The 25,628-nt window shown below is 68.1% G+C and carries 24 protein-coding genes and 1 tRNA gene; 17 read left to right on the top strand and 8 right to left on the bottom strand.

The window, feature by feature from the left end:
- The first annotated feature begins 93 nt into the window (after nt 1-93).
- The 4 genes from ASG37_RS04370 to ASG37_RS04355 are packed head-to-tail and all read left to right on the top strand — an operon-like array spanning nt 94 to nt 4,479.
- Complete coding sequence (locus ASG37_RS04370; protein ID WP_055757303.1) at nt 94-2,340, top strand: TonB-dependent siderophore receptor; 2,247 nt, start codon at nt 94-96, stop codon at nt 2,338-2,340.
- Nucleotides 2,337-2,651 carry a hypothetical protein gene (locus tag ASG37_RS04365; protein WP_055756405.1) on the top strand — a complete coding sequence of 105 codons (315 nt, stop codon included), beginning with the start codon at nt 2,337-2,339 and terminating at the stop codon, nt 2,649-2,651. The genes ASG37_RS04370 and ASG37_RS04365 overlap by 4 nt, the downstream gene beginning before the upstream one ends.
- Nucleotides 2,648-4,234: a PepSY-associated TM helix domain-containing protein gene (locus tag ASG37_RS04360; RefSeq protein WP_055756403.1), complete on the top strand. Its 1,587-nt coding sequence runs from the start codon at nt 2,648-2,650 to the stop codon at nt 4,232-4,234. Before ASG37_RS04365 ends, ASG37_RS04360 begins: the two co-directional genes overlap by 4 nt.
- Nucleotides 4,231-4,479, top strand: coding sequence for a DUF3325 family protein (locus ASG37_RS04355; RefSeq protein ID WP_055756401.1), 249 nt, complete (start codon nt 4,231-4,233; stop codon nt 4,477-4,479). The genes ASG37_RS04360 and ASG37_RS04355 overlap by 4 nt, the downstream gene beginning before the upstream one ends.
- Here the strand turns inward: ASG37_RS04355 and trmFO are convergent.
- Nucleotides 4,466-5,788, bottom strand: coding sequence for a methylenetetrahydrofolate--tRNA-(uracil(54)-C(5))-methyltransferase (FADH(2)-oxidizing) TrmFO (trmFO, locus tag ASG37_RS04350; RefSeq protein WP_055756399.1), 1,323 nt, complete (start codon nt 5,786-5,788; stop codon nt 4,466-4,468). The genes ASG37_RS04355 and trmFO overlap by 14 nt on opposite strands.
- A gap of 92 nt (nt 5,789-5,880) precedes the next feature.
- Between trmFO and ASG37_RS04345 the strand changes: the two genes are divergently transcribed.
- A complete protein-coding gene (locus ASG37_RS04345; RefSeq protein WP_055757301.1) occupies nt 5,881-6,318 on the top strand; it encodes a DUF488 family protein in 438 nt (145 codons plus the stop codon).
- Nucleotides 6,319-6,356: 38 nt separating this feature from the next.
- Here ASG37_RS04345 and ASG37_RS04340 read toward each other — a convergent pair whose 3' ends face one another.
- Nucleotides 6,357-6,707 (bottom strand): DUF952 domain-containing protein, encoded by a 351-nt coding sequence (locus ASG37_RS04340; RefSeq protein ID WP_055756398.1) that lies wholly within the window; start codon nt 6,705-6,707, stop codon nt 6,357-6,359.
- Nucleotides 6,704-9,493, bottom strand: a complete 2,790-nt coding sequence (gene gyrA, locus ASG37_RS04335) for a DNA gyrase subunit A (RefSeq protein WP_055756395.1) — start codon at nt 9,491-9,493, stop codon at nt 6,704-6,706. Before gyrA ends, ASG37_RS04340 begins: the two co-directional genes overlap by 4 nt.
- A 116-nt stretch (nt 9,494-9,609) precedes the next feature.
- Here gyrA and ASG37_RS04330 point away from each other — a divergent pair, with 116 nt between their 5' ends.
- Entirely contained in the window at nt 9,610-10,686 is a 1,077-nt protein-coding gene (locus tag ASG37_RS04330) for a mechanosensitive ion channel family protein (RefSeq protein ID WP_055756393.1), read from the top strand.
- Nucleotides 10,687-10,788: 102 nt separating this feature from the next.
- Here ASG37_RS04330 and ASG37_RS04325 read toward each other — a convergent pair whose 3' ends face one another.
- The gene (locus tag ASG37_RS04325; RefSeq protein ID WP_055756391.1) at nt 10,789-11,457 is read right to left on the bottom strand and encodes a prolyl hydroxylase family protein; all 669 of its coding nucleotides are present in this window, start codon (nt 11,455-11,457) and stop codon (nt 10,789-10,791) included.
- Between the two features lie 83 nt (nt 11,458-11,540).
- On the opposite strand from ASG37_RS04325, the gene ASG37_RS04320 reads away from it, so the two are divergent.
- The 9 genes from ASG37_RS04320 (at nt 11,541) to ASG37_RS04285 (ending at nt 17,612) form a co-directional block, all read left to right on the top strand.
- Nucleotides 11,541-11,617, top strand: a tRNA-His gene (locus tag ASG37_RS04320).
- A 26-nt stretch (nt 11,618-11,643) separates the two neighbouring features.
- On the top strand, nt 11,644-12,693 hold the full coding sequence (locus ASG37_RS04315) for a Glu/Leu/Phe/Val family dehydrogenase (RefSeq protein ID WP_055756389.1): 1,050 nt from the start codon (nt 11,644-11,646) through the stop codon (nt 12,691-12,693).
- Nucleotides 12,694-12,863: 170 nt separating this feature from the next.
- Nucleotides 12,864-13,592, top strand: a complete 729-nt coding sequence (gene ccmC, locus ASG37_RS04310) for a heme ABC transporter permease CcmC (protein ID WP_055756388.1) — start codon at nt 12,864-12,866, stop codon at nt 13,590-13,592.
- On the top strand, nt 13,589-13,696 hold the full coding sequence (gene ccmD, locus ASG37_RS17580) for a heme exporter protein CcmD (RefSeq protein WP_156349158.1): 108 nt from the start codon (nt 13,589-13,591) through the stop codon (nt 13,694-13,696). Before ccmC ends, ccmD begins: the two co-directional genes overlap by 4 nt.
- Nucleotides 13,693-14,121, top strand: coding sequence for a cytochrome c maturation protein CcmE (ccmE, locus tag ASG37_RS04305; RefSeq protein WP_055756386.1), 429 nt, complete (start codon nt 13,693-13,695; stop codon nt 14,119-14,121). The genes ccmD and ccmE overlap by 4 nt, the downstream gene beginning before the upstream one ends.
- Nucleotides 14,118-16,058, top strand: coding sequence for a heme lyase CcmF/NrfE family subunit (locus ASG37_RS04300; protein WP_055756384.1), 1,941 nt, complete (start codon nt 14,118-14,120; stop codon nt 16,056-16,058). Before ccmE ends, ASG37_RS04300 begins: the two co-directional genes overlap by 4 nt.
- Nucleotides 16,055-16,579 carry a redoxin family protein gene (locus ASG37_RS04295; protein ID WP_055756382.1) on the top strand — a complete coding sequence of 175 codons (525 nt, stop codon included), beginning with the start codon at nt 16,055-16,057 and terminating at the stop codon, nt 16,577-16,579. Before ASG37_RS04300 ends, ASG37_RS04295 begins: the two co-directional genes overlap by 4 nt.
- Nucleotides 16,576-16,980: a cytochrome c-type biogenesis protein CcmH gene (locus tag ASG37_RS04290; protein ID WP_055756380.1), complete on the top strand. Its 405-nt coding sequence runs from the start codon at nt 16,576-16,578 to the stop codon at nt 16,978-16,980. Before ASG37_RS04295 ends, ASG37_RS04290 begins: the two co-directional genes overlap by 4 nt.
- Complete coding sequence (locus ASG37_RS04285; protein ID WP_055756378.1) at nt 16,977-17,612, top strand: tetratricopeptide repeat protein; 636 nt, start codon at nt 16,977-16,979, stop codon at nt 17,610-17,612. Before ASG37_RS04290 ends, ASG37_RS04285 begins: the two co-directional genes overlap by 4 nt.
- Nucleotides 17,613-17,949: 337 nt before the next feature.
- Here the strand turns inward: ASG37_RS04285 and ASG37_RS04280 are convergent, their stop codons facing one another.
- The 4 genes from ASG37_RS04280 to ASG37_RS04265 are packed head-to-tail and all read right to left on the bottom strand — an operon-like array spanning nt 17,950 to nt 21,610.
- Nucleotides 17,950-18,171 carry a DUF3072 domain-containing protein gene (locus ASG37_RS04280; protein ID WP_055756376.1) on the bottom strand — a complete coding sequence of 74 codons (222 nt, stop codon included), beginning with the start codon at nt 18,169-18,171 and terminating at the stop codon, nt 17,950-17,952.
- A 52-nt stretch (nt 18,172-18,223) separates the two neighbouring features.
- Nucleotides 18,224-19,447, bottom strand: a complete 1,224-nt coding sequence (gene kynU / locus ASG37_RS04275) for a kynureninase (RefSeq protein ID WP_055756374.1) — start codon at nt 19,445-19,447, stop codon at nt 18,224-18,226.
- On the bottom strand, nt 19,444-20,268 hold the full coding sequence (locus ASG37_RS04270) for a tryptophan 2,3-dioxygenase (protein ID WP_055756371.1): 825 nt from the start codon (nt 20,266-20,268) through the stop codon (nt 19,444-19,446). Before ASG37_RS04270 ends, kynU begins: the two co-directional genes overlap by 4 nt.
- Nucleotide 20,269: 1 nt before the next feature.
- Nucleotides 20,270-21,610, bottom strand: coding sequence for a dicarboxylate/amino acid:cation symporter (locus ASG37_RS04265; RefSeq protein WP_055756369.1), 1,341 nt, complete (start codon nt 21,608-21,610; stop codon nt 20,270-20,272).
- Between the two features lie 103 nt (nt 21,611-21,713).
- Between ASG37_RS04265 and alaS the strand changes: the two genes are divergently transcribed.
- Nucleotides 21,714-24,359: an alanine--tRNA ligase gene (gene alaS, locus ASG37_RS04260; protein ID WP_055756367.1), complete on the top strand. Its 2,646-nt coding sequence runs from the start codon at nt 21,714-21,716 to the stop codon at nt 24,357-24,359.
- Between the two features lie 315 nt (nt 24,360-24,674).
- Entirely contained in the window at nt 24,675-25,334 is a 660-nt protein-coding gene (locus ASG37_RS17575; RefSeq protein WP_156349157.1) for a hypothetical protein, read from the top strand.
- The last annotated feature ends 294 nt before the right edge of the window (nt 25,335-25,628 follow it).

Here is a 25,628-nt window from a genome sequence, read left to right as displayed (position 1 = left end):
TAAGAATGCGAATAGGTCGCAATAGCGTTGCATTGTCCGAATTGTGCCGATAGATGCGCTTCATATTGAGAGTGAATCGCATAAGGGGGAATGATGGCGCGTTGGAACCGATCGACGGCATGGGCCGCGAGTGTGGCCACGCTGGCGCTGGCGGCCCCGGCATGGGCCGAACCGGTGGTCGAAGCCACGGCGGACGCGGAAACCGATGAGGAAGCGGCACAGCGCGGCGACGATATTATCGTCCTGGGCAAGAGCTATGGCCAGGCGGTCGGGAAAACGGTCACGCCGCTCAAGGACGTGCCCAACACCATCACCGTGATCGATCAGGAACAGTTGCAGCAGCGCAACCTGTTCACCCTTGAGGACGCGCTGACCGTCACCAACGGCGTGACGATCACCGGCGTCGGCAGCGAGGACCCGTCGTTCCTGTCGCGCGGCTTCACCATCAACAATTATCTGGTCGACGGCGTGCCGACGCTCGGCTTCGGTTTTCCGGCGGTAGTCCCCGACCTGTTCCTGTACGACCGGGTCGAGGTGCTGCGCGGGCCGGCCGGGCTGTTCAGCGGTGCCGGCAATCCGGCGGGCAGCATCAATCTGGTGCGCAAGCGACCGTTCGACGATCTGCGCGTCAATGCGCTCGCGGGATACGGCAGCTACGATAACTTCCGGGGCGAGGTGGACGTGTCCGTGCCGCTCGACGACCGGTCGGGCATGCGGCTGGGTGCCTTCGTCCACGATCAGGATCAGTTCTTCGACGTCGCCCACCGCTATCGCGTCGGCGCCTTCGGCGTGGCCGATACGCGGATCGGCGAGAATACGACGATCACCGTCGGCGGCAATTACGAACTGTTCAAACCGGCGATCCAGTCGGGCCTGCCCGGCATCATCGGCGGGCTGGACGGCAGCGACGGGCGGCTGCTCGACATCGACCGCTCGACCTATCTCGGCGCCGACTGGAACCGCTTCCGTTCGGAAAGCTGGTCTGGCTTCGTCGAGGTCGCGCACCGGGTCAGCGACCGCTGGACGCTGCGCGCCACCGGCCTGCTCACCGACGTCGATCGCATCGACATCTACAGCTATATCGGCAACCAGCCGATCACCGCGACGAGCGGCGTCACCAGCCACATCGCCTATCGCGGCGACAGCACGATGCAGACCCGCGCGTTCGACTTCAATGGCGTCGGCAACTTCCCGGCCTTCGGGCGCGAGCATACGCTGATCCTCGGCACCGACTATCAAGCGAGTTCGGCGACGTCGGACTTCACCCGCCTGTCCAACTATGCGCGGATCGACGTCTATAACCCGGTGTCGCCGGCCGAACCGCCGCTCAACCCCTATGGTCCGCTACCGGCGTTTCAGGGCCCGGCCGGCCCGGTGACCCAGGTCTATGGCGGGTCGGAAACCGAGATCGAGCAATATGGGCTGTACGGCCAGTTGCGCTTCCGCCCGCTCGACGGGCTGACATTGGTCGGCGGCGGGCGGATGACGTGGTGGGACACCACGCTGACCACGACGCGCGTCGCTACCGGCACGATCGGCCTGCCGACGCGCTACAGCTTCGACGGGCGTTTCACCCCCTATGCCGGGGTGGTGTGGGACGTGACGCCGCAATTGAACGTCTATGCCAGCTACGCCGACAGCTTCACGCCGCAGGCCCCGCCGGTCGGCCGCGTTCGCAATGACGGGCAGGCGGTACAGCCGCTGCTGGGCCAGCAATATGAGGCCGGCACCAAGCTGTCGCTGATGAACGACCGGCTGCTGCTCTCGGCCGCTGTCTATCAGATCACTCAGAGCAACCGCCTCATCAACGATCCCAACGAACCGACAATCGTGTTCCAGACCGGCAAGGTCCGCGCACGCGGCATTGAAGCGGAAGCGAGCGGCGAGATATTGCCGGGCTGGCGGATCAACGGCGGCTACAGCTATACCAAGACCGAATATCTGGAAGATGCCAATCCGGTGCTGGAAGGCCTGAGCCTCCTGCCGGTGATCCCGGAACATATGGTCAAGCTGTTCACCAACTACGCGCCCAAGGACGGCCCGCTCGCCGGGTTCAGCGCGGGCGCGGGCGTGACATGGTTCGACGGGACGTGGAGCGGCAGTCCGGCGGCGTTCAACGCCAACGGCACCCTGCGTACCCGCTCGACGATCGTGCGACAGGGGGCCTATGCCGTCGCCGACCTGCGCGCCGGCTATGCGATCAACGACAAGGTGACGCTGGCGGTGAACGTCAACAACCTGTTCGATCGTGAGTATTACGCGCGCATCTCGTCGACCGGGCGTGGCAATTATTACGGGACGCCGCGCACCGTGTTCGCCAGCGTGCGCGTCGGCCTGTGACGAGCGCCGGGCAGGCACGCCACATCCTGTGGCGGCGGGGGATCGACAATCTGCTGCGGATCGTCGCGGCGATGCCGGTCGGCTACGGCGTTGCCAGCCTGTGGGCGATGGCGCTCGCCCGCATCCTGCCCGGTGAACGATCGGCGGCGACCATCACCGCGACGCTGATCGCGTTCGTGCTGTGCGCGGCGGCGGTGATGTGGGCCTATGCCGCGCGCAGCGGCTGGCGGGCGTTGTGGACGCTGTGCGTGGCGGGCGCGGTCGCGGCGGCGATCGCGTGGGGTTCGATCGCGATCGGAGGACGGCTGTGAGCAAGGGGTTCCGCCAGTCGCAATCGACGCTCCATACCTGGTCGGGGCTGTTGCTCGGCTGGGTATTGTTCGCGGTGTTCGTGGCCGGCACCTCGGCCTATTGGCGCGAGGCGCTCAACCGCTGGGCCCGGCCCGAACTGACGCAGATCGCCGATCCGGCGCGGGTCGTGGGCAGCGCGGCCGCCGTACTTCGCGCCAAGGCCCCCGACGCACAAAGCTGGTTCATCACCGTGCCGACCCGCGACAGCGCCGGGGCGAGCGTGTTCTGGGTGCCCGCCGCCAAGGAAGGCGAGGGCAAGCAACGCCGCCGCGGCCGGCGCGACACCAGCGCCTTCATCGGGGCCGACGGCCGCGAGGGCACCGCGCGCGAGACGCGCGGCGGCGACTTCTTCTACCGCTTCCATTTCGACCTGCACTATATGCCGGTGTTCTGGGCGCGCTGGATCGTCGGCATCGCCGCGATGTTCATGCTGGTCGCGATCCTGACCGGCATCGTGACGCATAAAAAGATCTTCAAGGATTTCTTCACGCTGCGACGCGGCAAGGGGCAGCGATCGTGGCTCGACGGCCATAACGCCAGCGCGGTGCTGGCGCTGCCGTTCCACCTGATGATTACCTATACCGGCCTCGTCACGCTGATGGCGATGCTGATGCCATGGGCCGTCACCGCCAACTATAGCGACGAGGTCAAGCTGTTCGCCGACGTATTCCCGCAGGCCCCCGTCGCCGAACGGGCGAAGGTCGCAAAACCGCTGGTCGATCTGGCGGTGTTGCTCAAGGACGGCGAGCGGCGGCTGGGCGGCGAGGTCGGCTATATCACCGTGTTCAACCCCGGCGACGCGGCGGCGCGGGTGACGATGACGCGCGGCGGCACGTCGATGCTGTCAGCGCGCGCCCCGGCGATCGGCTATGACGGGACGACCGGCCGGCTGTTGTGGCAGGCCCCGGCCCCCAATGGCGCGGTGGTGACGCAGGGGGCGATGGTCGGCCTCCACGCCGGGCGGTTCGGCGATTATCCGCTGCGCTGGCTGTATTTCCTGTGTGGGATCGCGGGGTCGCTGATGGTCGCCAGCGGGCTCGTCCTGTGGACGGTCAAGCGGCGCGAGCGGCTGCCCGATTCCGCCCGCGCCCCGTTCGGCTTCCGGCTGGTCGAGCGGCTGAACATCGGCTTCGTCGCCGGTTTCCCCATCGCGATGACGCTGTATCTATGGGCCAACCGGCTGCTGCCGGTCGACATGGCCAAGCGCGCCGACGGTGAGATCAACGCGATGTTCGCCGGCTGGGCGATCCTGTTCGCCTATGCGCTCACCCGGCGGCCGGCGCGGGCGTGGGTCGAACTGCTGGCGCTACAGGCGGGATTGCTGATCGCGCTGCCGCTGTACAATATCGCCCTGCTGCCGACCGGCCTGTTCGCCAGCATCGCGCGCAGCGACTGGGTGCTGGCGGGGGCCGACCTGACGTTCGTGACGCTGGGCGCAGGGTTCGGCTTCGCCGCATGGCAGGTGCATCGCTTCCGCCCGAAACCGAAACGGGTGCGTAGCGCGCCTGCCATTTCCTCCGACGCATGGGCAGCGGCCGAATGATGATCGTCGCATTGCTCGCCGCACTCGCCGGCTTCGCGCTGCTGGCGCTTGCCACCCATCGTCACGGCGACCGGCTGCCGGGTACGCGCCAGTGGCGGCGGCCGGCGGGCTGGGCGCTGATAGCCCTATCGGTCGCCGCCGCGTTCGGCGCATGGGGGCCGGTCTATGGCGCTATCGGCGGCATGGGGCTGCTGATGCTTGCGGCAGGCGCGAACCTGCTCGCACTCAACCTCACGCGGCGGTGAGCGCCCGCCAGTCGGCAAAGGCATCGCGCGCACGGGCGGTGTACAGCTTCTTGCGATCGGCCTTCTTGGTGCGGCCGGGGATCGGCGGCATCAGCCCGAAATTGACGTTCATCGGCTGATACGTCTCCGCCACCGCCGCGCCGGTGATGTGATGCAGCAGCGCGCCCAATGCCGTCTCGACCGGCGGGCTCCCAAGCGTCCGCCCGGCCAGTTCGGCGGCGGCGAACCGCCCGGCCATCAGCCCGACCGCCGCGCTCTCGACATAGCCCTCGCACCCGGTCATCTGCCCGGCGAAGCGCAGATGCGGCCGCGCCTTCAACCGCAGTGTCGGATCAAGCAGTTCGGGCGAGCGTATGAAGGTGTTGCGGTGCAAGCCCCCCAGCCGCGCGAACTCGGCATTCTCCAAGCCCGGAATGGTGCGGAACAGCCGTACCTGCTCGCCATGTTTCAGCTTGGTCTGGAAACCGACGATGTTCCACAAGGTCCCGGTGGCATTGTCCTGCCGCAACTGCACGACCGCGTGCGGCCAGCGCCCGGTGCGCGGATCGTCGAGCCCCACAGGCTTCATCGGCCCGAAGCGCAGCGTGTCGAGCCCGCGCTCGGCCATCACCTCGATCGGCATGCAGCCCTCGAAATAGGGGACGTTCTCCCATTCGCGGAACTCGGCTTTCTCTCCGGCCATCAGTCCGGCGTGGAAGGCCTCATACTGTTCGCGGTTCATCGCGCAGTTGATGTAGTCCTTGCCGTCGCCCTTGTTCCAGCGGCTCTGGAACCATGCCTGTTCCATGTCGATAGACTCGAAATGGACGATCGGCGCGATGGCGTCGAAGAAGGCGAGCGCCTCGGCGCCGGTCGCCCCGCCGATGTCACCGGCAAGGGCAGGGGCGGTCAGCGGCCCGGTGGCGACGATCGTCATGCCCTGTTCGGGCAGCGTGTCGACCCGTTCGCGCACGATGGTGATGTTGGGATGTGCGTCGAGCGCCGCCGTCACCCCGGCGGAAAACCCGTCGCGGTCGACTGCCAGCGCCGATCCGGCGGGCACCTTGTGTTCGTCGCCCTTGGCCATGATGAGCGACCCCAGCGCGCGCATCTCCGCATGGAGCAGCCCGACCGCGTTCGATTCGGCATCGTCCGACCGGAAGCTGTTCGAACACACCAGCTCGGCCAGCGAATCCCCCTGATGCGCGGGCGTGGTATCGCCGCCACCACGCATTTCCGACAGGCGGACCTTCGCCCCGGCCTGCGCCAACTGCCACGCCGCTTCGGACCCGGCGAGGCCGCCGCCGATGATATGTACGTCATATTGCATGGCAATGCGCTTAGGGCGTCGGACCGTAACGGGCAATGAACGATCGGCCGGCCGGACTGGATTACCGTGGCCACGCGCCCATATCCTCGGCGATGACGACCCGCATCTACACCATCGGCTATGAAGCCGTGACCGTCGCCAAATTCGTTGCGGCGTTGCAAGCCGCCGGCGTGCGGCGGGTGATCGACGTGCGTGCGCTGCCGCTGTCGCGGCGACCGGGGTTTTCCAAATCGGCGCTGGCCGCCGAACTCGCGGGCCACGACATCGATTACATCCATCTGAAAGCGCTCGGCACGCCCAAGCGCGGTCGCGATGCTGCCAAGAAGGGTGATGTCGCCACGCTGCGCGCGGTGTACGACCAACAATTGGGCCTGCCCGAAGCACAGGCGCAGGCGGCGATCATGTTGGGCCTCGTGGCGGAACTGCCCTCGGCATTGCTGTGCTTCGAACGCGACCCGGCACATTGCCACCGCACGCTGCTGCTCGACGCGGTGGGCGAGGGGGCGGAGGTGGTGGCGCTCTATCCGTAGCCGGCTTTCTCCCCTCCCTGACAAGGGAGGGGAGAAAGTCAGCCCGTCACCGGCCGCTGCACCCGCCCATCGTCATTGCGGTGCAGCGGCCCATAGGCCACCACGCTATCCAGCGGCAGCGGCGCATAGAGGTGCGGAAACAACTGCCCGCCGCGCGACGACTCCCACTTCACCGCGTCACCCAGCGCGTCGAGATCGACCTCGGCGACATGCAACGCCTCCTGCCCCGCGAAGTGCTTGTCGACCGTCTCGGTCAACTGGTCGAACGTCGACAGGTGGATATAGCCATCGGCCAGATCGACCGGCGCCCCGGCAAAGCTGCCGTCGGCCTCCAGCGCCGCCATCTGGCCGGCGGTCAGCACCTTGTAGGCGGTGGCGGGGTGGCTCATTCCTCGACATCGCCTTCGCTGATCGTGTCCGGGCCGGTGCCGTCGTCGAGCAGGATGCCGTCCCCGGGCGCGATGCCCGGCGCGGCGGCCACTTCCTCGGCGATCATCGCTTCCGCCGGATTCTCCGGGGTTTCGCCCTCGTCGATCTTGGCGGCGGAGACGACCTGTTCGCCCATGCCGACGCGGAAGATCGTGATCCCCTGCGTATTGCGCCCCGCCACGCGGATGTCGCCGACGGTGGTGCGGATCAGCTTGGCCTGATCGGTCACGAGCATCAGTTGCTCGCCGTTATGCGCCGGGAAGCTCGCCACCACCGGACCGTTGCGGTCGGAGGTGACGATGTTGGTGATCCCCTGACCCCCGCGATTGGTCCGGCGATATTCATAGGCCGAGGTGCGCTTGCCGAAGCCGTTGGCGGTGACGGTGAGGATGAACTCCTCCGCCGTCTCGAACGCCGCCATGCGGTCGGCGTCGAGCGTGACCTCGCGGTCGCCCTCCTTCCACGGAGCGGCCTTCAGATACGCCTCGCGCTCTTCGGACGTCGCGTCGAACCCGCCGAGGATCGACAGCGAGATTACCTCGTCCCCGGTGGCGAGATTGATGCCGCGCACGCCCGTAGAGGTGCGGCTCTGGAACTCGCGCACATCGGTCGCGGCGAAGCGGATCGCCTTGCCCGCCCGCGTCGCCAGCAGCACGTCGTCGGTCTCGGTCAGCAGCGCGACGCCGATCAGCCGGTCTGGGCTGTCGTCCTCGAACCGCATCGCGATCTTGCCCGCCGTGGGGATGTTGGCGAAGGCATCCATCGAATTGCGCCGCACCGTGCCGTTGGCAGTCGCGAACATGACGTGCAGGTCGGCCCAGCGCTCCTCGTCCTCGGGCAGCGGCAACACGGTCGAGATCGTCTCGCCGGTCGCCAGCGGCAGCAGGTTGACCATCGGCCGCCCGCGCGTCGCCGGTCCGCCTTCGGGCAGACGCCACACCTTCATGCGATACACCTTGCCGGCGGTCGAAAAGAACAGGACCGGCGTGTGGGTGCTGGTCACGAACAGGTTCGTGATCGCATCCTCGTCCTTGGTCGCCATGCCGGCACGGCCCTTGCCGCCACGCTTCTGCGCGCGGAAGGCGTCGAGCGGCGTGCGCTTGATATAGCCCTGCACCGTGACGGTGACGACCATCTCCTCGCGCTCGATCAGGTCCTCGTCATCGATCCCGTCGGCCGCGCCGGCGATCTCGGTCCGCCGCGGCGTCGCGAATTCGGCGCGAACCTCGACCAGTTCCTGCCGCATGACCGCGTACAGCTTGGCGCGGTCGCCGAGGATGTCGAGCAGATGGGTGATCGATCCGGCCAGTTCCTTCAGCTCGTCGCCGATCTCGTCGCGGCCGAGCGCGGTGAGACGGTGGAGCCGCAGGTCGAGGATCGCACGGACCTGAAGGTCGGACAGCCGGTAATAGTCGCCGACATGATCGGCCTCGACCGCCTCGACCAGCTTGAGATAGGGCGCGATCTCGGCGACCGGCCATTCGCGCATCAACAATGCGGCGCGGGCGGCGGCGGGGCTGTCCGATCCCCGGATCATCCGCACCACTTCGTCGAGGTTGGTGACGGCGATGACGAGGCCGAGCAACAGATGCGCCCGGTCGCGCGCCTTGGCCAGTTCGTACTTCGACCGGCGGGTGATGACCTCTTCGCGGAAGCCCACGAAGGAATCGATGATCTGGCTGAGGTTGAGCAGTTCGGGCCGCCCGCCGCGAATGGCGAGCATGTTGGCGGCGAAGCTCGACTGCGCCGGGGTGTGCCGCCACAACTGGTTGAGCACCACATCGGGGGTCGCGTCGCGCTTCAGGTCGATGACGATCCGCACGCCTTCACGGTTCGATTCGTCGCGAATGTCGCTGACGCCCTCGATCCGCTTGTCCTTGGCGGCCTCGGCGATCTTTTCGACCAGCCCCGACTTGCCGACCTGGAACGGGATTTCGGTCAGCACGATCGACCGCCGCTCGCCACGCGCCTCGACCATGTGGCGCGAGCGCAGGATCACCGATCCGCGCCCGCCGGCATAGGCCGCACGCGCCCCCGCCCGGCCGAGCATCAGCGCGCCGGTGGGGAAGTCCGGCCCGGGCACGATCTCGCACAATTCCTCATGGGTCAGCGGCTCGCCGCCCTCCACGCGCCGGTCGATCGTCGCGAGACAGGCATCGACCACCTCGCCCAGATTATGCGGCGGAATGTTGGTCGCCATGCCGACGGCGATGCCGCCCGCGCCGTTGACCAGCAAATTGGGGAAGCGCGCCGGCAGCACGGCGGGTTCGCGTTCCGACCCGTCGTAGTTCGGCACGAAATCGACGGTATCCTTGTCGAGATCGTCGAGCAGCGCCATCGCCGACTTGGCGAGGCGCGCCTCGGTATAGCGCATCGCGGCGGGCGGATCGGGGTCCATCGATCCGAAATTGCCCTGACCGTCGATCAGCGGCAGCCGCATCGACCATGGCTGCGCCATGCGGGCGAGGGCCTCATAGATCGCGCTGTCGCCGTGCGGGTGATATTTACCCATCACGTCGCCGACGATGCGCGCCGATTTGCGGTATGCCTTGCCCGGCACGAAGCCGCTTTCCTGCGCGGAGAACAGGATGCGGCGGTGAACGGGCTTCAACCCGTCGCGCACGTCGGGCAGCGCCCGCGCCACGATCACGCTCATGGCATAGTCGAGATAGCTCGACCGCATCTCCTCGACGATCGAAATGGGAGCAATATCGGAGGGGTCGGCGAGCAGCGTCGCTTCGGTCAATTTACAAGCTTTCGGGGAATGTTTCGATTGCATGGCAGCCTAGCCGGTCAGCCAGCGAAAGCCAAGCATCACGGGCGAAACCGGGAACATGGCGCGGCGCGGGCGGTTGGCGGGGGATGCGCGATTTCCAACGCCTGCTGCGCGACCTGCCGCCCGCCGCCGTCGATCTGACGACGATCGCCGTCGCGGTGATCGCCGCGTTGCTGCTCCACGCCGTCGCCTTTCGCGTGCTGCGGCGCTTCGCCGCGCGCACGCCGGGGTCGGTCGACGACACCTATGTCGACCATGCGTGGCGGCCGATGCGCTGGATCCTCGTCGCGATGGCGCTGGCCAGCGTGCGGCGTCCGCTGCGCCTGCCCGACCGGTGGGACGATCTGTGGACGCAGGGCGCGGGGCTGATCGTGCCGCTGCTGATGGGCTGGTTCGCCATCGCGATGATCCGCGCCTCGGTCACGGCGATCGAGATCGCGACCGACATCACCGTCGCCGACAATCTGCGCGCAAGGCGGCGGCGGACGCGCAGCGCGATCCTCGGCCGGATCGCGATCATCGCGATCGGCTTCATCACCGTCTGCCTGATGCTGTTGTCGATCCCCAGCATCCGCTCGATCGGCGTTACGCTGATGGCGTCGGCGGGTCTGGCAGGCCTTGCGGTCGGCGCCGCCGCGCAGCCCGCGCTCAAGAACATCATCGCCGGCGTGCAGATGGCGTTCACCGAACCGATCCGCATCGACGACGTGGTCATCATCGAAAACGAATGGGGCCGGATTGAGGAAATCCGCCTGACCTATGTCGTCGTCCGGCTGTGGGACGAACGGCGGCTGGTGGTACCGGTGTCGAAATTCCTCGAATCGAGTTTCCAGAACTGGACGCGCACCACCAGCGGGTTACTAGGATCGGCGTTCTTCTGGCTCGACCCGACCGTCAACATCCCCCGCCTGCGCGCAAAGTTCGAGGAACTGGTGCAAGCCGATCCGCTGTGGGACGGCCGCGCCCACGTCCTGCAAGTGACCGATACCAAGCCCGACGCGATCGAGGTCCGCATCCTCGCCACCGCATCGGACGCCGCCCGCGCCTTCGACCTGCGCTGTTCGCTGCGCGAGGGGATGTTGGCCTATATCCGGGACGAAATGCCCGAGGCGCTGCCCAAGCGGCGGCTGGTGATGGAGGACGCAACCAACTCCCCTCCCTGACAAGGGAGGGGGCGGGGGTGGGTAGGGTCGTGGCGGACGTTCCGTTCCCGCGCAGGCCGACCCACCCCAACCCCTCCCTGTCAGGGAGGGGTTAGAGGCACCTCACCCCCAAACCCGCTCGCGAAACCACTTCGTCAGCACATATTTCGCGCCCTCGCGCACCTTCATGCCGTGATGCAGCGTCGCCGGGTTCGGCGTCCCGTCGCTGCGCAGGTTGTTCCATGCCAGCAGCTTGCCCGTCTCGGGCTGGACGATCTTGTCGATCCCCTTGAACCGCGTGGCGCCGCCCGCGCCGGGCTCGTTCAGATAGAGCATCACCGTCCACGTCCGCTGCCCCGCGACCGAGCAGTAGCGCGCGAAGTCGCGCCCCTGCGGATCGAAATAATCGGTATGTGCCTTGAACTCCTGCCCCACCGCATAGCGTTGCCCCTGGAGCGGCTCGCCATGCGCCGGGTCGAGCCCGCTGAACCCGTGGATCAGCGCCTCGGCCGCCGCGACCACCGGATCGCTCGAATCGAGATCGCAGGTTTCGCTGGTGCGAAACGTCGGGTCGCCGTTCGCGTCGGCGATGGTCGAGGGGCGGCGCTTCGCATCGATTCGCTCGATCAGTGCGGCACATAGCTCGGGCGGCACCATCGCCCGGCGGATGAACAGCGTCAGCTTGGGGCTTGGCACACGCTGCACGCCGCCTTGCGCCAGCATATGATCGATCACCGGTTCGGCCGGGAAACCCGAACCGAAGCCGGGGCGGGGGGCGGGATGTGCTTCCATCGCCGCCGCTCCTGCCAGATCGTTTCGTCGCACGCCACCGCTTGACCGCCGCGTTTCCCCCCGCTAAGCGCGCCCTTCTCACGGCGACCGTAGTTCAATTGGTTAGAGCGCCGGCTTGTGATGCCGGAAGTTGCGGGTTCAAGTCCCGTCGGTCGCCCCATCCTTTCTCAGAGCTGGAACCGCGCCGTGCAGACCGATTGGGGCTATCCCGACTTCGACGACCACGAGGGCGTTCATCTCTTCTCCGATCATGTCACCGGCCTGCGCTGCGTCATCGCGGTGCATTCGACCGCGCTCGGCCCGGCGGCGGGCGGCGTGCGCTTCTGGCGCTATGCCGACAGTGGTGCGGCGATCACCGACGCGCTGCGCCTGTCGCGCGGCATGAGCTTCAAGAATGCGATGGCCGGGCTGCCGATGGGCGGCGGCAAGGGCGTGGTGCTGGCCCCCGAGGGTGCGGCCAAGACCCCCGAACTGCTCGCCGCCTTCGGCCGCGCCGTCGAATCGCTCGGTGGGCGCTACGTCACCGCCGAGGACGTCGGCATGTCCGAAGCCGACATGATTACCATTTCGGGTGCCACCAAGTACGTCTCCGGCCTGCCGGTCGCGGCGGGCAATGCCGGCGGCGATCCGGGGCCGTTCACCGCCATGGGCGTGTATCTCGGCGTCCGCGCGGCGGCCAAGCGTGCGCTGGGCAGCGACGAGATGCGCGGCGTGCGAGTCGCGATCCAGGGCGTCGGTTCGGTCGGCGGCGGGCTCGCCCGGCTGCTGGCGAAGGATGGTGCAGTGCTGACGCTGGCCGACGTGAACGAGGCGAAGGCCGAGGCGCTGGCGAGCGAACTGGGTGCGGCGACCGCCGATCCGGCGGGCGTGCTGACGATGGACGCCGACATCGTCAGCCCCAATGCGCTGGGCGCGGTGCTCGACGCCGCGACGATCGCGTCGCTGAAGGCGAAGGCGGTGGCCGGCGGCGCCAACAACCAGCTCGCGACGGCGGCGGACGGCGCGCGGTTGCAGGAGCGCGGCATCCTCTACGCGCCCGATTACGTCATCAACGCCGGCGGCATCATCAACGTCGCGCTCGAATATCTCGGCCACGGCGACCGTGCCGAGGTCGAGGCGCGCATCGCCCGCATCCCCGACCGGCTGGTCGAGGTATGGGACGAAAGCGACGCCACCGGCCGCTCTAACGCCGAAGTCGCCGACAGCATCGCCAAGCGCCTGATCGGGCGGGGCTGAGCCCCCCCCTTCGTCATTCCCGCGCAGGCGGGAATCCATACACGCAGCGCATTCGATAGAAGCGCAACGTCGGCGTCTATGGATTCCCGCCTGCGCGGGAATGACGAGTGAGAGGCAAGCAACTTGCCGCATTGCCCTCCACGCCCCCGCGCCCTAGACAGGCGGCGACCGTGTCCAGCCTCCACGCCCTTGCCAATCCCCGACGGTTCCTGTCGATCGCGAAGCCGCTGACGCCGCTGCTGCTGTGGGGCGGGGCGGTGCTGTTCGCGATCGGTTGCTGGGCGGGGCTGACGCAGACGCCGCCCGATTATCTGCAGGGCGAGAGCGTCCGCATCCTCTACATCCATGTGCCCGCCGCATGGCTCGGCATGGGAGGCTGGTCGGGCCTCGCCATCGCCAGTGTCGTCTATCTGGTGTGGCGCCATCCGCTGGCCAATGTCGCCGCGCGCGCCATCGCGCTGCCCGGCGCGGTATTCGCCGCCGTCTGCCTCGCCACCGGATCGATCTGGGGCCGGCCGACATGGGGGACGTGGTGGCAATGGGACGGGCGGCTGACCTCGATGCTGCTGCTGTTCTTCGTCTATCTCGCCTATCTGGCGCTCGCCCGTGCCGATGCCGAGCGTGACGGCGACGGCCGCATCCCCGCGCTGTTCGGCATCGCCGGCACCGCGCTGCTGCCGGTCATCCGCTATTCGGTGCTATGGTGGAACACGCTGCACCAGGGGCCGAGCATTACGCTCACCAAATCGACGATCGATCCGGCGATCCTGTGGCCTTTGGGCTTCACCGCCGGCGGGGCGAGCCTGTTGTTCGGCGCGATCGTGCTGATGCGGATGCGCACCGACCTCGCCCGGATCAAGGCCGAGGCGCGGCTGCGCCGGCGGGCGGCGATGCCGTGAACCACTGGCCGTTCATCCTCGCCGCCTATGGGCTGGGCGTCGGCGCGCTGGCCGTGCTCGCCATCACCTCGTGGATCGCGATGCGCCGCGCGGAGCGGCCGTGAGGGCCAAGAATCAGCGGCTGATGCTGATCGTCCTCGCTATCGTCGCGGTCGTCGGCGCGGTGCTGCTCGCCATGTCGGCGCTGGGTGACGAAGCCGCGTTCTTCTACGCGCCCGCCGATGCGAAGGCCGCGCCGATCGACAAGCCGGTGCGGCTGGGCGGCATGGTCGCCGCCGGATCGGTCGCCCATGCCGCCGACGGCGTCACGATCACCTTCACCGTCACCGACGGCACGGCATCGGTCCCGGTCCGCTTCGCCGGCATCGCACCGGACCTGTTCCGCGAAGGATCGGGCGTGGTCGCCGAGGGGCGCTTCGTGAAGGGTGGCGGTTTCGTCGCCGACAATCTGCTGGCCAAGCATGACGAACGCTACATGCCGCCGCAAGCCGCCGGCACGATGCACAAGACCGAGAGCCTGAAACCATGATCGCCGAGGCCGGCCTCGCCGCGCTGTGGCTGGCGGCGGCGATGGCGCTGCTGCAACTGGCGATGGCGGCGATCGGCCTATCGGCGCGTCATGACGATCCGCCACCGATCGCGGCGCAACTCCTCGCCGCCGTCCGCCCGGTGGCGATGGTGCAGGCGCTGCTCGCCGCCGGCGCCTTCGCCGCGCTGCTCGCCGTCTTCGCGCGCACCGACCTGTCGGTCCTGCTGGTCGCCGAGAACAGCCACACCGCCAAGCCGATGCTCTACAAGATCGCCGCGACCTGGGGCAATCACGAAGGGTCGATGCTGCTGTGGGTGACGGTGCTGGCGCTGGCGGGCGGCGGCATCGCGCTGTTCGAACGGCTGCTGGCGGTCCGCACCCATGTCGCGACCTTGGGGGGGCAGGCGGCGATCGCGCTCGGCTTCTATGCGTTCCTGCTGTTCGCCTCCAACCCGTTCGCCCGGCTGTCGCCCGCAGCGCCCGAGGGGCTGGGGCTCAACCCGCTGTTGCAGGACCCCGGCCTCGCCTTCCACCCGCCGACGCTCTATCTCGGCTATGTCGGGCTGTCGGTCGCCTTCTCGTTCGCGATCGGCGCGCTGGTGACGCGCGACGTCGGCCGCGATTTCGCGCGCGCGATGCGGCCGTGGGTGCTCGGCGCATGGGTGTTCCTGACGATCGGTATCACCGCGGGCAGCTACTGGGCCTATTACGAACTGGGCTGGGGTGGCTGGTGGTTCTGGGACCCGGTCGAGAACGCCTCGCTGATGCCATGGCTCGCCGCCACCGCGCTGCTCCATTCGGTGACAGTGCTGGCGACTCGCGATGGCCTGCGCGCATGGACGATCATGCTGGCGGTCGTCGCCTTCTCGATGTCGATGGTCGGCACCTTCCTCGTCCGCTCCGGCATCCTGACCAGCGTCCACGCCTTTGCCGTCGACCCCAGCCGGGGCAGCTTCATCCTCGCGCTGCTGCTGCTTTATATCGGCGGCGCTCTCGCGCTGTTCGGGGCACGCATCGGCACGGTGCGGCAGGGGACGCTGTTCGACCCCGTCAGCCGCGAAGGCGCACTCGTCCTCAACAACCTGCTGCTGTCGGTCATCCTCGGCATCGTGCTGATCGGGACGCTCTATCCACTGGTGGCGCAGGCGTTCGGCGTGCAATTGTCGGTCGGCCCGCCGTTCTTCAACAAGGCGGCGGGGCCGGTCGCGCTGGCGCTGGTCGCCGCCACCGCGCTCGGCCCGAGTCTCCGCTGGCGACACGACAAGGGCCGCGCGGTCGCCCGGCGGATGGCGCTGCCCGGTGGTGCCGCGCTGCTGGCGCTGCTCGTCCTGATCGCGCTGACCGACGCCGGCGTGCTGCCGGTGCTCGGCCTGTCGCTCGCCGCCGGCCTTGCCGTCGCCAGTATCCTGCCGATCGCCGCCCGCGCGCCGTGGCGCACGCCGCTGTTCACCTGGGGCATGGTCGTCGCGCATTTCGGCGTCGCGGTCTCGCTCGCCGGCATGGCCGCCGACAGCGCGTTCACCGCCGAACGCCTCGTCGCCGCCAGCCCCGGCACCACCACCGCGATCGGTCCGTTCGCGGTCCGCTTCGACGGGATCAAGCCGGTCGTCGGCCCCAACTGGTCGGCGGTGCAGGGGCGGCTGGTCGCGACGCGCGGGGACGGGGCGCCGTTCGTGCTGCGCCCCGAACAGCGCTTCTTCGCCAATCCCCCGACCGAGACGAGCGAGGCGGCGATCACCACCTTCGCCGACGGCCAGCTCTATGTCGTACTGGGGCGCGGCGACGGGGCGGGGCGGCGACAGCTCCGGCTGTGGTGGAAGCCGTTCGTGACGCTCATCTGGGCCGGCGGCGGGCTGATCGCATTGGGCGGGCTGCTCTCACTGGTCGGCCGCGTCCGTCGCCGCCGCCGCCCGGTCCCGCGCGAGCGCTACGCATGACCCGCCGCATTCTTTGGGTGCCGCTGTTGGCGTTCGTCGTGCTGGCCGCGCTGTTCGCGTGGGCGCTGCCGCACGGACCGCAGGGCCAGGTCCGCTCGCGCCTGATCGGCAAGCCCTTGCCCGCCTTCACCCTCGCCCCCGCCGTTCCCGCCAAGCCCGGCCTGTCGAACACCGGTTTGCAGGGGAAGCCCCGCTTGCTCAACGTGTTCGGAAGCTGGTGCGTGCCCTGCGCCGCCGAAGCCCCGCAACTGGCGAAACTGCGCGCCGCCGGGGCGACGATCGACGCTATCGCCATCCGCGACACGCCCGCCGACATCGCCCGCTTCCTCGCCGACTATGGTGATCCCTATGCCGCGATCGGCGACGACAAGGCGAGTGCGGTCCAGCTCGCACTCGGATCGTCGGGCGTCCCCGAAACCTTCGTGATCGACGGGCAGGGGCGCATCGCCCATCAGCATATCGGCGCGATCCGCGACGAGGATGTACCGGTCCTGCTTGCGAAACTGAAGGAAGCCGAATGATCCGCTTCCTCGCCCCCGTCGCGCTGCTCATCGCCGGCCCCGCCGCCGCCCAGTCGCGCGTGCCGCCCCCCGCGCTCGCCGACACGCAACTGCCCGATCCGGCGCGCGAGGCGGAGGCGAAGGCGCTGATGGAAACGCTGCGCTGCCTCGTCTGTCAGGGCCAGTCGATCGCCGACAGCGATGCCGACATGGCCGCCGACATGCGCGCGCTGGTCCGTGGGCGCATCGCGGCGGGCGACCGCCCGGTCGCGGTGCGCGACTGGCTGATCGAGCGCTATGGCGACTATGTGAGCTACGACCCGCCGCTGTCGTCCGCCACCGGGCCGCTGTGGATCGCGCCGCTGCTGCTGGTGGCGCTCGGCGGCTGGCTCGCCTCGCGCAGTTTCCGGCGGCGGCGATGAGCGGCTGGCTGATCCTTGCGCTGCTTGGCGGCGGCGTCTTCGCCATCCTCGCCATTTTGCGCGTCGGCCGTCCGCTGTGGAGCTTCGTCGGCGCGGCGCTGATGCTGGGCGCGGCGGGCTATGCGTGGCAGGGGCGTCCGTCGCTCGCCGGCGCCCCGCGCGAAACGGCACGCGCGCGCCTGCCCGACGATCTCGCCGCCGACGATCTGCGCGACGCGATGTGGGGCCGCTTCACCTACGACTATGCCTATGCCGTTGCCGCCGATGGCCTTGCCAAATCGGGTGCGAACGAGGCGGCGGTCGGCGCGCTGCTCGGCGGCCTGCAAGGCGCACCGCAGAGCGCGCGGCTGTGGACCCGGCTCGGCAGCGCGATCCTCGCGCACGACGGCGGCCGGGTCCTGTCACCCGCCGCCCGCCTCGCGTTCGATCGGGGGCTGACGCTCGCCCCGGATCATCCCGCGCCCTATTTCTATTATGGCATGGCGCTGGTGCAGACCGGCGACCTGCCCGGCGCGAAGCGTGCATGGCTGGCGTCACTGGCGCGAACCCGGCGCGATGCCAGCTATCTTGAAGATCTGGCGATGCGGCTGGTGTTGCTCGACCGGCTGATGGCGATGCAGGCGGGGCGGTAGATCAAAGCCTGATTCATCCACCCTGCAACAAACGTCATCCCAGCGAAGGCTGGGATCTCATGGAGCAAGCATGCGACGGTAGCCGCGAGAGACTTCGGCCTTCGCCGGGGTAACGGTTCGGGGCGGATGGCGGAGCGTTCAGAAGAAAATTGGTTCACGCGAAGGCGCGGAGGCGCGGAGAGGTTGTGCTTGATGCCACGTCACCTGCGCCAGCGGCCTGTCATTTTCGGCAACCGCGAGCGCTGGTGTCTCCCGAACGCGAAGGTGGTGCCGCATATCCAACCCCTCCGCGCCTCCGCGCCTCCGCGCGAACTCTTCTTCCTCTACCGACCCAGCCTCATTCCTTCCCGCGCCCGGTCTTCTCCTGCAACGCATCGATCCGCTTCGACGCATCGGCCTTGGTCAGCGAATCATCGAACGGCTCGCCGGCTTCCTCGCTCAGCGTTTTCAGGTACGACGCCTGCGCCCCGGTCATCGCCTCGTCACCGGTGGTCCAGTCGTCGGGGTCCTTTTCCGCGTTCGAAAAGGGTTCGCTCTTGGGGTTCTGTTGCTCGGACATGGGCAGGTTCCTTTCGCCATGCCCAACCCCGGACGTTCGGTTTTCGTTCCCGTCACGTCACCGCGTTGCGCACCCGGTACGCCGGGTCGTCATAGCGCCGCTCGGCCATGATCGCCGCCAGCACATCCACCGCGCGCCACAGGTCGCCGAAACTGTTGTAGAGCGGCGCGAAGCCCAGCCGGATCACGTCGGGCGCGCGGAAATCCACGATCACCTGTTCGGCGATCAACGCCTGCGCGATACCGTAGGCGGCCGGATGCCGGAACGACACATGGCTCCCCCGCGCCTCCGCCGCGCGCGGCGACACGAGCTCCAGTTCCGGGCACCGCGCCTCGACCAGTTCGATACACGCATCGCCGAGCGCGCGCGATTTGGCGACCAGCGCGGCGAAATCGACCGTGCCGAACACGTCGACCCCGCTCTCCAGCGCGGCCAGCCCGAGGATCGACGGCGTCCCGCACTGGAAGCGTCCGATGTTGCCCGCCGGGCGATAGTCGTCGTCGAACGCGAACGGCGCGGCATGCCCCATCCACCCCGACAAGGGCGACTGCAACGCCGCCTGATGCCGCCCAGCGACATACAGGAACGCCGGCGCGCCGGGTCCGCCGTTCAGATATTTATAGCCGCACCCGACGGCCAGATCGGCGTTGCACCCGTTCAGATCGACCGGCACCCCGCCGACGCTATGGCTCAGATCCCACAGCACCAGCGCGCCCTTGGCCTGCGCAGCGGCGGTGATCGCCGCCATGTCGAGCATCCGGCCGGTCTTGTAATGGACATGGGTCAGCATCACCACCGCGACCCGCTCGTCAATCGCCGCGACGATCTGATCCGCCGGCACGGTGCGCAGTTCGGCGTCGCCCACGCTCCACGCCGCCCCTTCGGCAACATACAGGTCGGTCGGGAAATTGCCCGGTTCGGACAGGATGACGTTGCGGCCGGCCTGCACCTTCAGTCCCGCGACCAGCAGCTTGTAGAGGTTCACCGAGGTCGAATCGGCCACCAGCACCTCGTCGGCCTTCGCGCCGATCAGCGGCGCGATCTTCGCCCCCACCCGCTTCGCCGCGCCGATCCAGTCGTGGCTGTTCCAGCTTCGGATCAGCCCTTCGCCCCATTCGCGCGTCACTACTGCCTGCATCCGCTCCGGCGTCGCGGTGGGCAGCGCGCCGAGCGAATTGCCGTTGAGATACACCAGCCCATCGGGAAGGGCGAACCGCGCCCGCATCGCCCGCAACGGATCGGCGGCATCGCGCGCAAGGAAATCGTCGTAGGTCACAATGCCTGCCTGACACTCAAGAGTTCGGGGAAAAACACCTCGCCGACCACCTTCGCCAGATAGGGGACGCCCGCGCTCCCGCCGGTGCCGCGCTTGAAGCCGATGATCCGCTCGATCGTCTTCAAATGCCCGAAGCGCCACAATTGCACCCGGTATTCGAGGTCGACCAGCTTCTCGGCCAGCTCGTACAGGTCCCAATAGCGTTCCGACTGGCCATAGACCTGCGCCCACGCCGCCTCGACCTCGGCCGATGCCTGATAGGGCAGGGTGAAGTCGCGCTCCAGCCGGTCGGCCGGAACCCCGAGCCCCCGCCGCGCGAGCAGCCGCAATGCCTCGTCATACAGGCTGGTCCGCGTGAGCGCCTCCCGCAACACCTCCTGCGCGGGGACGTCGCCGTCATGTGCCGCCAGCATCGCTGCGTTCTTGGCCCCCAGCATATATTCGAGCAGCCGGTACTGCACCGACTGGAACCCCGAACTGCCGCCCAGTCGCCCGCGCATCGCCGAATAATCCGCCGGGGTGATCGTGGCCAGCACGTCCCAGCTCTGGATCAACTGCTGCTGCACCCGCGCCACCCGCGCCATCATCTTGAACGCCGCGCCCAGCCGGTCCTGCATCAACGCCTGCCGCGCCGCCTCCAGCTCGTGCAGGCACAGCTTGATCCACAGTTCGGACGTCTGATGGATAACGATGAACAGCAGTTCGTCATGCGTTTCCGACAGCGGCTCCTGCGCATCCAGCACCTTGTCGAGCCGCAGATAGCTCGAATAGGTCGGGCCTTGCCGGGGCGGGGCAGGGCGGTCGGTTTCGCGCGTCTCCATCTCAGTGGCCGGTCGGCCCGCCGATGTCGCGGAAGCTGTCGGGCACGTCGGTGCGCGGATGGCCCGAGGGGGTCGGCAGTGGCTCGATCACCGCGCTCTCGGGCTTATCGAACCCGCCCTCCCATTTCGCGACGACGCTGGCGGCGATCGCGTTGCCGATCACGTTGGTCGCGGTGCGCCCCATGTCGAGGAAGTGATCGACCGCGAGGATCAGCAGCAACCCCGCCTCGGGGATATTGAACATGCCCAGGGTCGCGGCGATCACCACCAGGCTGGCGCGCGGCACGCCGGCGATCCCCTTCGACGTCACCATCAGCACCAGCAGCATGGTAATCATCTGCGTCCAGCTCAGGTCGATGCCATAGGCCTGCGCGATGAAGATCGACGCGAACGTCATGTACATCATCGACCCGTCGAGGTTGAACGAATAGCCCAGCGGCAGCACGAAGCTGGCGATGCGCGGCGGCACCCCGAACCGGTCGAGCGCCTCCAGCGTACGCGGATAGGCGGCCTCCGACGACGCGGTCGAAAAGCCGAGCAGGATCGGATCGCGCAGATAGCGCAGCAACATCCCCGTGCGCGGCCCGATGATGAGGAACGCGACGCCGATCAGCGCCGCCCACAACACCGCAAGGCCAAGGTAGAAGCTGCCCATGAAATAGGCGAGGTCGCCGATCACCCCCGGCCCGCGCTCGGCCAGCGTGCCCGCCACCGCCGCGAACACCGCCAGCGGCGCGACGCGCATCACATAGTCGGTGATCTGGAGCATCACCGCCACCAGCCCCTCCAATGCGCGGACCAGCGGCGCGCCCTTGTCGCCCACCGCCGTCAGCGCGACGCCGACGAACACCGAAAAGACGACGATCTGCAAAATCTCGTTGGTCGCCATCGCCTCGAAGCTCGACGCGGGCACCAGATGTGCGACGAAGTCCTTGAGATTGAACGCCGCCTTCGCCACCCCGGCATCCGCCGCCACCGGCGGCAACGGCAACCCCAGTCCCACGCCCGGCTGCAACAGATTGACCAGCAACAGGCCCAGCGTCAGCGACACGAGGCTCGCACCGATGAACCACGTCAGCGACCGCAGCCCCACGCGGCCCAGCGCCGAACTGTCGCCCATATGCGCGATGCCGACGACCAAGGTCGAGAACACCAGCGGCGCGATAATCATCTTGATGAGCCGCAGGAACAGCGTCGTCACGATCGAGAAATAGCCCGCGATCTCCTTCAACCGAGCGCTGCCCGCGCCGCCGCCGTCGTCGATCCCGGCGTTCAGCGCCCAGCCGAGCACGAGGCCCGCCACCAGCGCGATGAGGATATAGGTCGTGAGCCGCTTGGCCATTCAAAGGTTTCCCGGTCGATGTCGCGCGCAAAGGGACGGGATTGCGGCTCCAAGGTCAACCCCCGCTTGGCAAGTCGCCCGCCGCTGCGTATCGAGCGTGGTCATGACCTCCACCAACGATGTCCGCCGCTCGTTCCTCGACTTCTTTGCCAGCGAAGGCCATGCCCGCGTGCCCTCGGCGCCGCTGGTGCCGCAGAACGATCCGACGCTGATGTTCGTCAACGCCGGCATGGTGCCGTTCAAGAACGTGTTCACCGGCCTCGAAAGCCGGCCCTACACCACCGCCACCTCGTCGCAGAAATGCGTCCGCGCCGGCGGCAAGCACAACGACCTCGACAACGTCGGCTATACCGCGCGGCATCACACTTTCTTCGAGATGCTCGGCAATTTCTCGTTCGGCGACTATTTCAAGGAACAGGCGATCCTGAATGCCTGGACGCTGCTGACCCGCGACTGGGGCCTGTCGCCCGACAAGCTGACCGCCACCGTCTATCACACCGACGACGAAGCCTTCGCGCTGTGGCAGAAGATCGCCGGGCTACCCGATCACCGCATCATCCGCATCCCGACCAAGGATAATTTCTGGGCGATGGGCGACAGCGGCCCGTGCGGCCCGTGTTCGGAAATCTTCTACGATCACGGCGACCATATCCCCGGCGGTCCTCCGGGCAGCCCCGACGAGGACGGCGACCGTTTCGTCGAAATCTGGAACCTCGTGTTCATGCAGTTCGAGCAGGACGCCAACGAGATCATCGGCGAACTGCCCAAGAAGTCGATCGACACCGGCATGGGGCTTGAGCGCATCGCCGCCGTCATGCAGGGCGTCTCGGACAATTACGATACCGACACGTTCAAGGCGCTGATCGCCGCGTCGTGCGAGCTGACCGGCACCCGCGCCGAGGGGGCAACCCAGGCCAGCCACCGCGTCATCGCTGACCACCTGCGCGCCTCGGGCTTCCTGATCGCCGACGGCGTCCTGCCCGCCGCCGATGGCCGGGGCTATGTGCTCCGCCGCATCATGCGCCGCGCGATGCGCCATGCCCATCTGCTCGGCGCCAAGGACCCGTTGATGCACCGCCTCGTCGGGTCGCTGGTGTCGGAAATGGGCGCGGCCTATCCCGAGCTGGTCCGCGCGCAGCCGCTGATCGAAGCGACGCTGAACCAGGAGGAAACCCAGTTCCGCCGCACGCTCGACAAGGGGCTGAAACTGCTCGACGAGGTGACCACCGGCTTCGCGCCCGGTGCGACGCTGGCCGGCGAAACCGCGTTCAAGCTCTACGACACCTTCGGCTTCCCCTATGATCTGACCGAGGATGCGCTGCGCGCGCAAGGGTTCGCGGTCGATCGTGCCGGCTTCGACGCGGCGATGGCCGAACAGAAGCGCGCCGCCCGTGCCGCATGGAAGGGATCGGGAGCCAAGGCATCCGATGAAGTCTGGTTCGACGTGCTCGAAACCGCCGGCCCCACCGAATTCATCGGCTATTCGGTCGAGGCGGGCGAGGGGCAGGTCGTCGCGATCCTCAAGGACGGCGAACGTGTCGAGCATGCGGCTGCGGGCGACGAGGTCCTGATCCTCACCAACCAGACGCCGTTCTATGCCGAAAGCGGCGGTCAGGTCGGCGATGCCGGCACGATGACCACCGACGCCGGCTTGCAGGCGACCGTCACCGACACCGCCAAGCAGCTCGGCAAGCTCCACGCCCATGTCGTGACGATCGACGCCGGCAGCGTGAAGCTCGGCGACAGCGTCGCGCTGACCATCGACACCCAGCGGCGTGCCGCGATCCGCGCCAATCACTCGGCGACGCACCTGCTGCACGAGGCGCTGCGCCAGCGGCTCGGCACCCATGTCGCGCAGAAGGGGTCGATGGTCGCCCCCGAACGCCTACGTTTCGACTTTTCGCAGCCTTCGCCGATCGCCGCCGACGCGCTCGCGCTGGTCGAAACCGATGTCAATGCGCAGGTGCGCGGCAACGGTAGCGTCACCACCCGGCTGATGACCCCCGACGACGCGATCGCGATGGGCGCGATGGCGCTGTTCGGCGAGAAATATGGCGACGAAGTCCGCGTCGTCGCGATGGGCGAGGATGCCGACGGCACCTATTCGATCGAACTGTGCGGCGGCACCCACGTCAAGGCATTGGGCGAAATCGGCGTTTTCAAGATCGTGTCCGAAGGCGCGGTGTCCTCGGGCATCCGCCGCGTCGAGGCGCTGACCGGCGAAGCCGCGCGCCAGTGGCTCGGCAACCGCGACGCGAAGCTGCGCGAAGCCGCCGCTGCCTTGAAGGCCACCCCCGACGAAGTCCCCGCGCGCGTCGCGCAACTCGTCGAGGACCGCCGCCGCCTCGAACGCGAACTCGCCGACGCCAAGAAGGCGCTGGCGATGGGCGGCGGCGCTGGCGCGGCGCCCGCCGGCCCCGAACAGATCGGCGACGTCGCGTTCCTCGGCCAAGTCATCGACGGCCTCGATGCGAAGGCGCTGCGCGGCACGATCGACGAAGCCCGCACCCGCGTGCCCTCGGGCGTCGTCGCGCTGGTCGCGGTCAACGACGGCCGCGCCTCGGTCGGCGTCGGCGTGTCGAGCAACCTCACCGCCCGCATCAGCGCGGTCGATCTGGTCAAGGCGGCGGTGGCGGCACTCGGCGGACAGGGCGGCGGCGGCCGCCCCGACATGGCGCAGGGCGGCGGGCCCGACGGGTCGAAGGCGGACGACGCCATCGCCGCGATCAAGGGGCTGATCGCGGGGTGAGGTGACAGCGGGGGCGGAAAAACCTCCCCTCTTATATCGCTTGCGGCCGTTCCATACCGGCTCACGCCGGAACGGCATTCAACGAAACGTTCGGTTTCTCCCCTCCCTTTCAGGAAGGGGAGCAGGTTACAAAGATACTTCCTCGAACGTCGATCGCCCCTGGCGCTGCAGAAGTAACGTCTGCCGTCCCGCTCCGGGCCGGCACGCCGCGGACCGACCCGGTCGGGAACGCAACGTACCCCATCGACACCGGCCCGAACTACCGGCTTGAAGCCATCTGCGAAATACGATCCTGTGCGCCGGGGAGAATGTCATATGGTCCGGTTTCGTCACGTCTGTGCCGTTCTGTGCTTTCCCGCCATCGCTGCATTCGCGCACCAGTCCGCCGATCGACAGCCGTCCGGCGGACCCCCACCCGCCGCCGCCCCGCAGGCCGACACCGCAACCCAGCCGCTCGACATCGTCGTCGTGGGACGACGGCCAGCCGGGAACGGTGCGTCGCCCAAGGCGCCGCCCCGCTGCGTGAAGCGATCCGGCGACCCGGCCGATCTGATCCGGGTAACCACCGCAAGAACCTCCCAGCGCGTGATCGTGCCCGATCGCAACGGTATCCTGCGTCTCCGGGAAGACCGGGAACAGATCTCCGGGCCTGACTGGCAGCGTGCGGGCACAGGGCTCGGCCAATATGTTTTCCGGGTGCCCGAGGACGGCGGGCTGATGTGCATCGGTGCGGCGAAGCGCAAGCCCGATGGCTGGGGGCAACTCCGCCGGATCGTCAAAACGACGAAGGACATGCGCGGCCGCTACGTGCATTTCTCGACCCTCGTCGCCGCGCGGGACACGAAGCTCATCCGTTTCTGGGCGGCGATCGGCGCGTCCGGTGCGCGGGTGACGGGCGGCGACACCAATCAGGCCCCGCTCGGCGGAACGTTCGGCTGGCGTCAGGCGGATGTCATCGTCGGCCCCGTTCCCTAAGAAGCCACCCACATCAGCTTCGGCTTCCTGCTGTGGGGAGCAGGCGACGTCTGGGTTCTGGAACCGCATATCGACATCAAAAGCCGCGCCGAAGTGCAGGGGATTCCAGCGCTTCCTGTGACGTTGCGGGCGCCGCCCGGCGAACAGACGCACGATCCCTTCTGACCGACGCCGCCGCCGGATCGATCGATGCGGAGCGCCAAACGGTGGCCGAGGGGTGCTCGGGCACCTGCTGTCCTACATTCGCCAGCGCGGCTATCGTATGATCCGCTCTTTCCCACCGTCGAATATGGC

Source organism: Sphingomonas sp. Leaf407, assembly GCF_001425385.1.
Taxonomy (GTDB): domain Bacteria; phylum Pseudomonadota; class Alphaproteobacteria; order Sphingomonadales; family Sphingomonadaceae; genus Sphingomonas.
Note: the sequence above shows the minus strand (reverse complement) of the source record. Positions and strands in the feature narration are given on the sequence as shown.

Excerpts from the sequence above, each read along its gene's own strand:
- ASG37_RS04345 (WP_055757301.1), top strand. The coding sequence starts at position 5,881 with ATGACGACCCGCATCTACACCATCGGCTATGAAGCCGTGACCGTCGCC.
- ASG37_RS04355 (WP_055756401.1), top strand. The coding sequence starts at position 4,231 with ATGATGATCGTCGCATTGCTCGCCGCACTCGCCGGCTTCGCGCTGCTG.
- ASG37_RS04325 (WP_055756391.1), bottom strand. The coding sequence starts at position 11,457 with ATGGAAGCACATCCCGCCCCCCGCCCCGGCTTCGGTTCGGGTTTCCCG.
- ASG37_RS04295 (WP_055756382.1), top strand. The coding sequence starts at position 16,055 with ATGACCCGCCGCATTCTTTGGGTGCCGCTGTTGGCGTTCGTCGTGCTG.
- ASG37_RS17575 (WP_156349157.1), top strand. The coding sequence starts at position 24,675 with ATGGTCCGGTTTCGTCACGTCTGTGCCGTTCTGTGCTTTCCCGCCATC.
- ASG37_RS04290 (WP_055756380.1), top strand. The coding sequence starts at position 16,576 with ATGATCCGCTTCCTCGCCCCCGTCGCGCTGCTCATCGCCGGCCCCGCC.
- ASG37_RS04265 (WP_055756369.1), bottom strand. The coding sequence starts at position 21,610 with ATGGCCAAGCGGCTCACGACCTATATCCTCATCGCGCTGGTGGCGGGC.
- trmFO (WP_055756399.1), bottom strand. The coding sequence starts at position 5,788 with ATGCAATATGACGTACATATCATCGGCGGCGGCCTCGCCGGGTCCGAA.
- ASG37_RS04300 (WP_055756384.1), top strand. The coding sequence starts at position 14,118 with ATGATCGCCGAGGCCGGCCTCGCCGCGCTGTGGCTGGCGGCGGCGATG.
- ASG37_RS04340 (WP_055756398.1), bottom strand. The coding sequence starts at position 6,707 with ATGAGCCACCCCGCCACCGCCTACAAGGTGCTGACCGCCGGCCAGATG.
- ASG37_RS04370 (WP_055757303.1), top strand. The coding sequence starts at position 94 with ATGGCGCGTTGGAACCGATCGACGGCATGGGCCGCGAGTGTGGCCACG.
- ASG37_RS04285 (WP_055756378.1), top strand. The coding sequence starts at position 16,977 with ATGAGCGGCTGGCTGATCCTTGCGCTGCTTGGCGGCGGCGTCTTCGCC.
- ASG37_RS04270 (WP_055756371.1), bottom strand. The coding sequence starts at position 20,268 with ATGGAGACGCGCGAAACCGACCGCCCTGCCCCGCCCCGGCAAGGCCCG.
- alaS (WP_055756367.1), top strand. The coding sequence starts at position 21,714 with ATGACCTCCACCAACGATGTCCGCCGCTCGTTCCTCGACTTCTTTGCC.
- ASG37_RS04280 (WP_055756376.1), bottom strand. The coding sequence starts at position 18,171 with ATGTCCGAGCAACAGAACCCCAAGAGCGAACCCTTTTCGAACGCGGAA.
- ASG37_RS04330 (WP_055756393.1), top strand. The coding sequence starts at position 9,610 with ATGCGCGATTTCCAACGCCTGCTGCGCGACCTGCCGCCCGCCGCCGTC.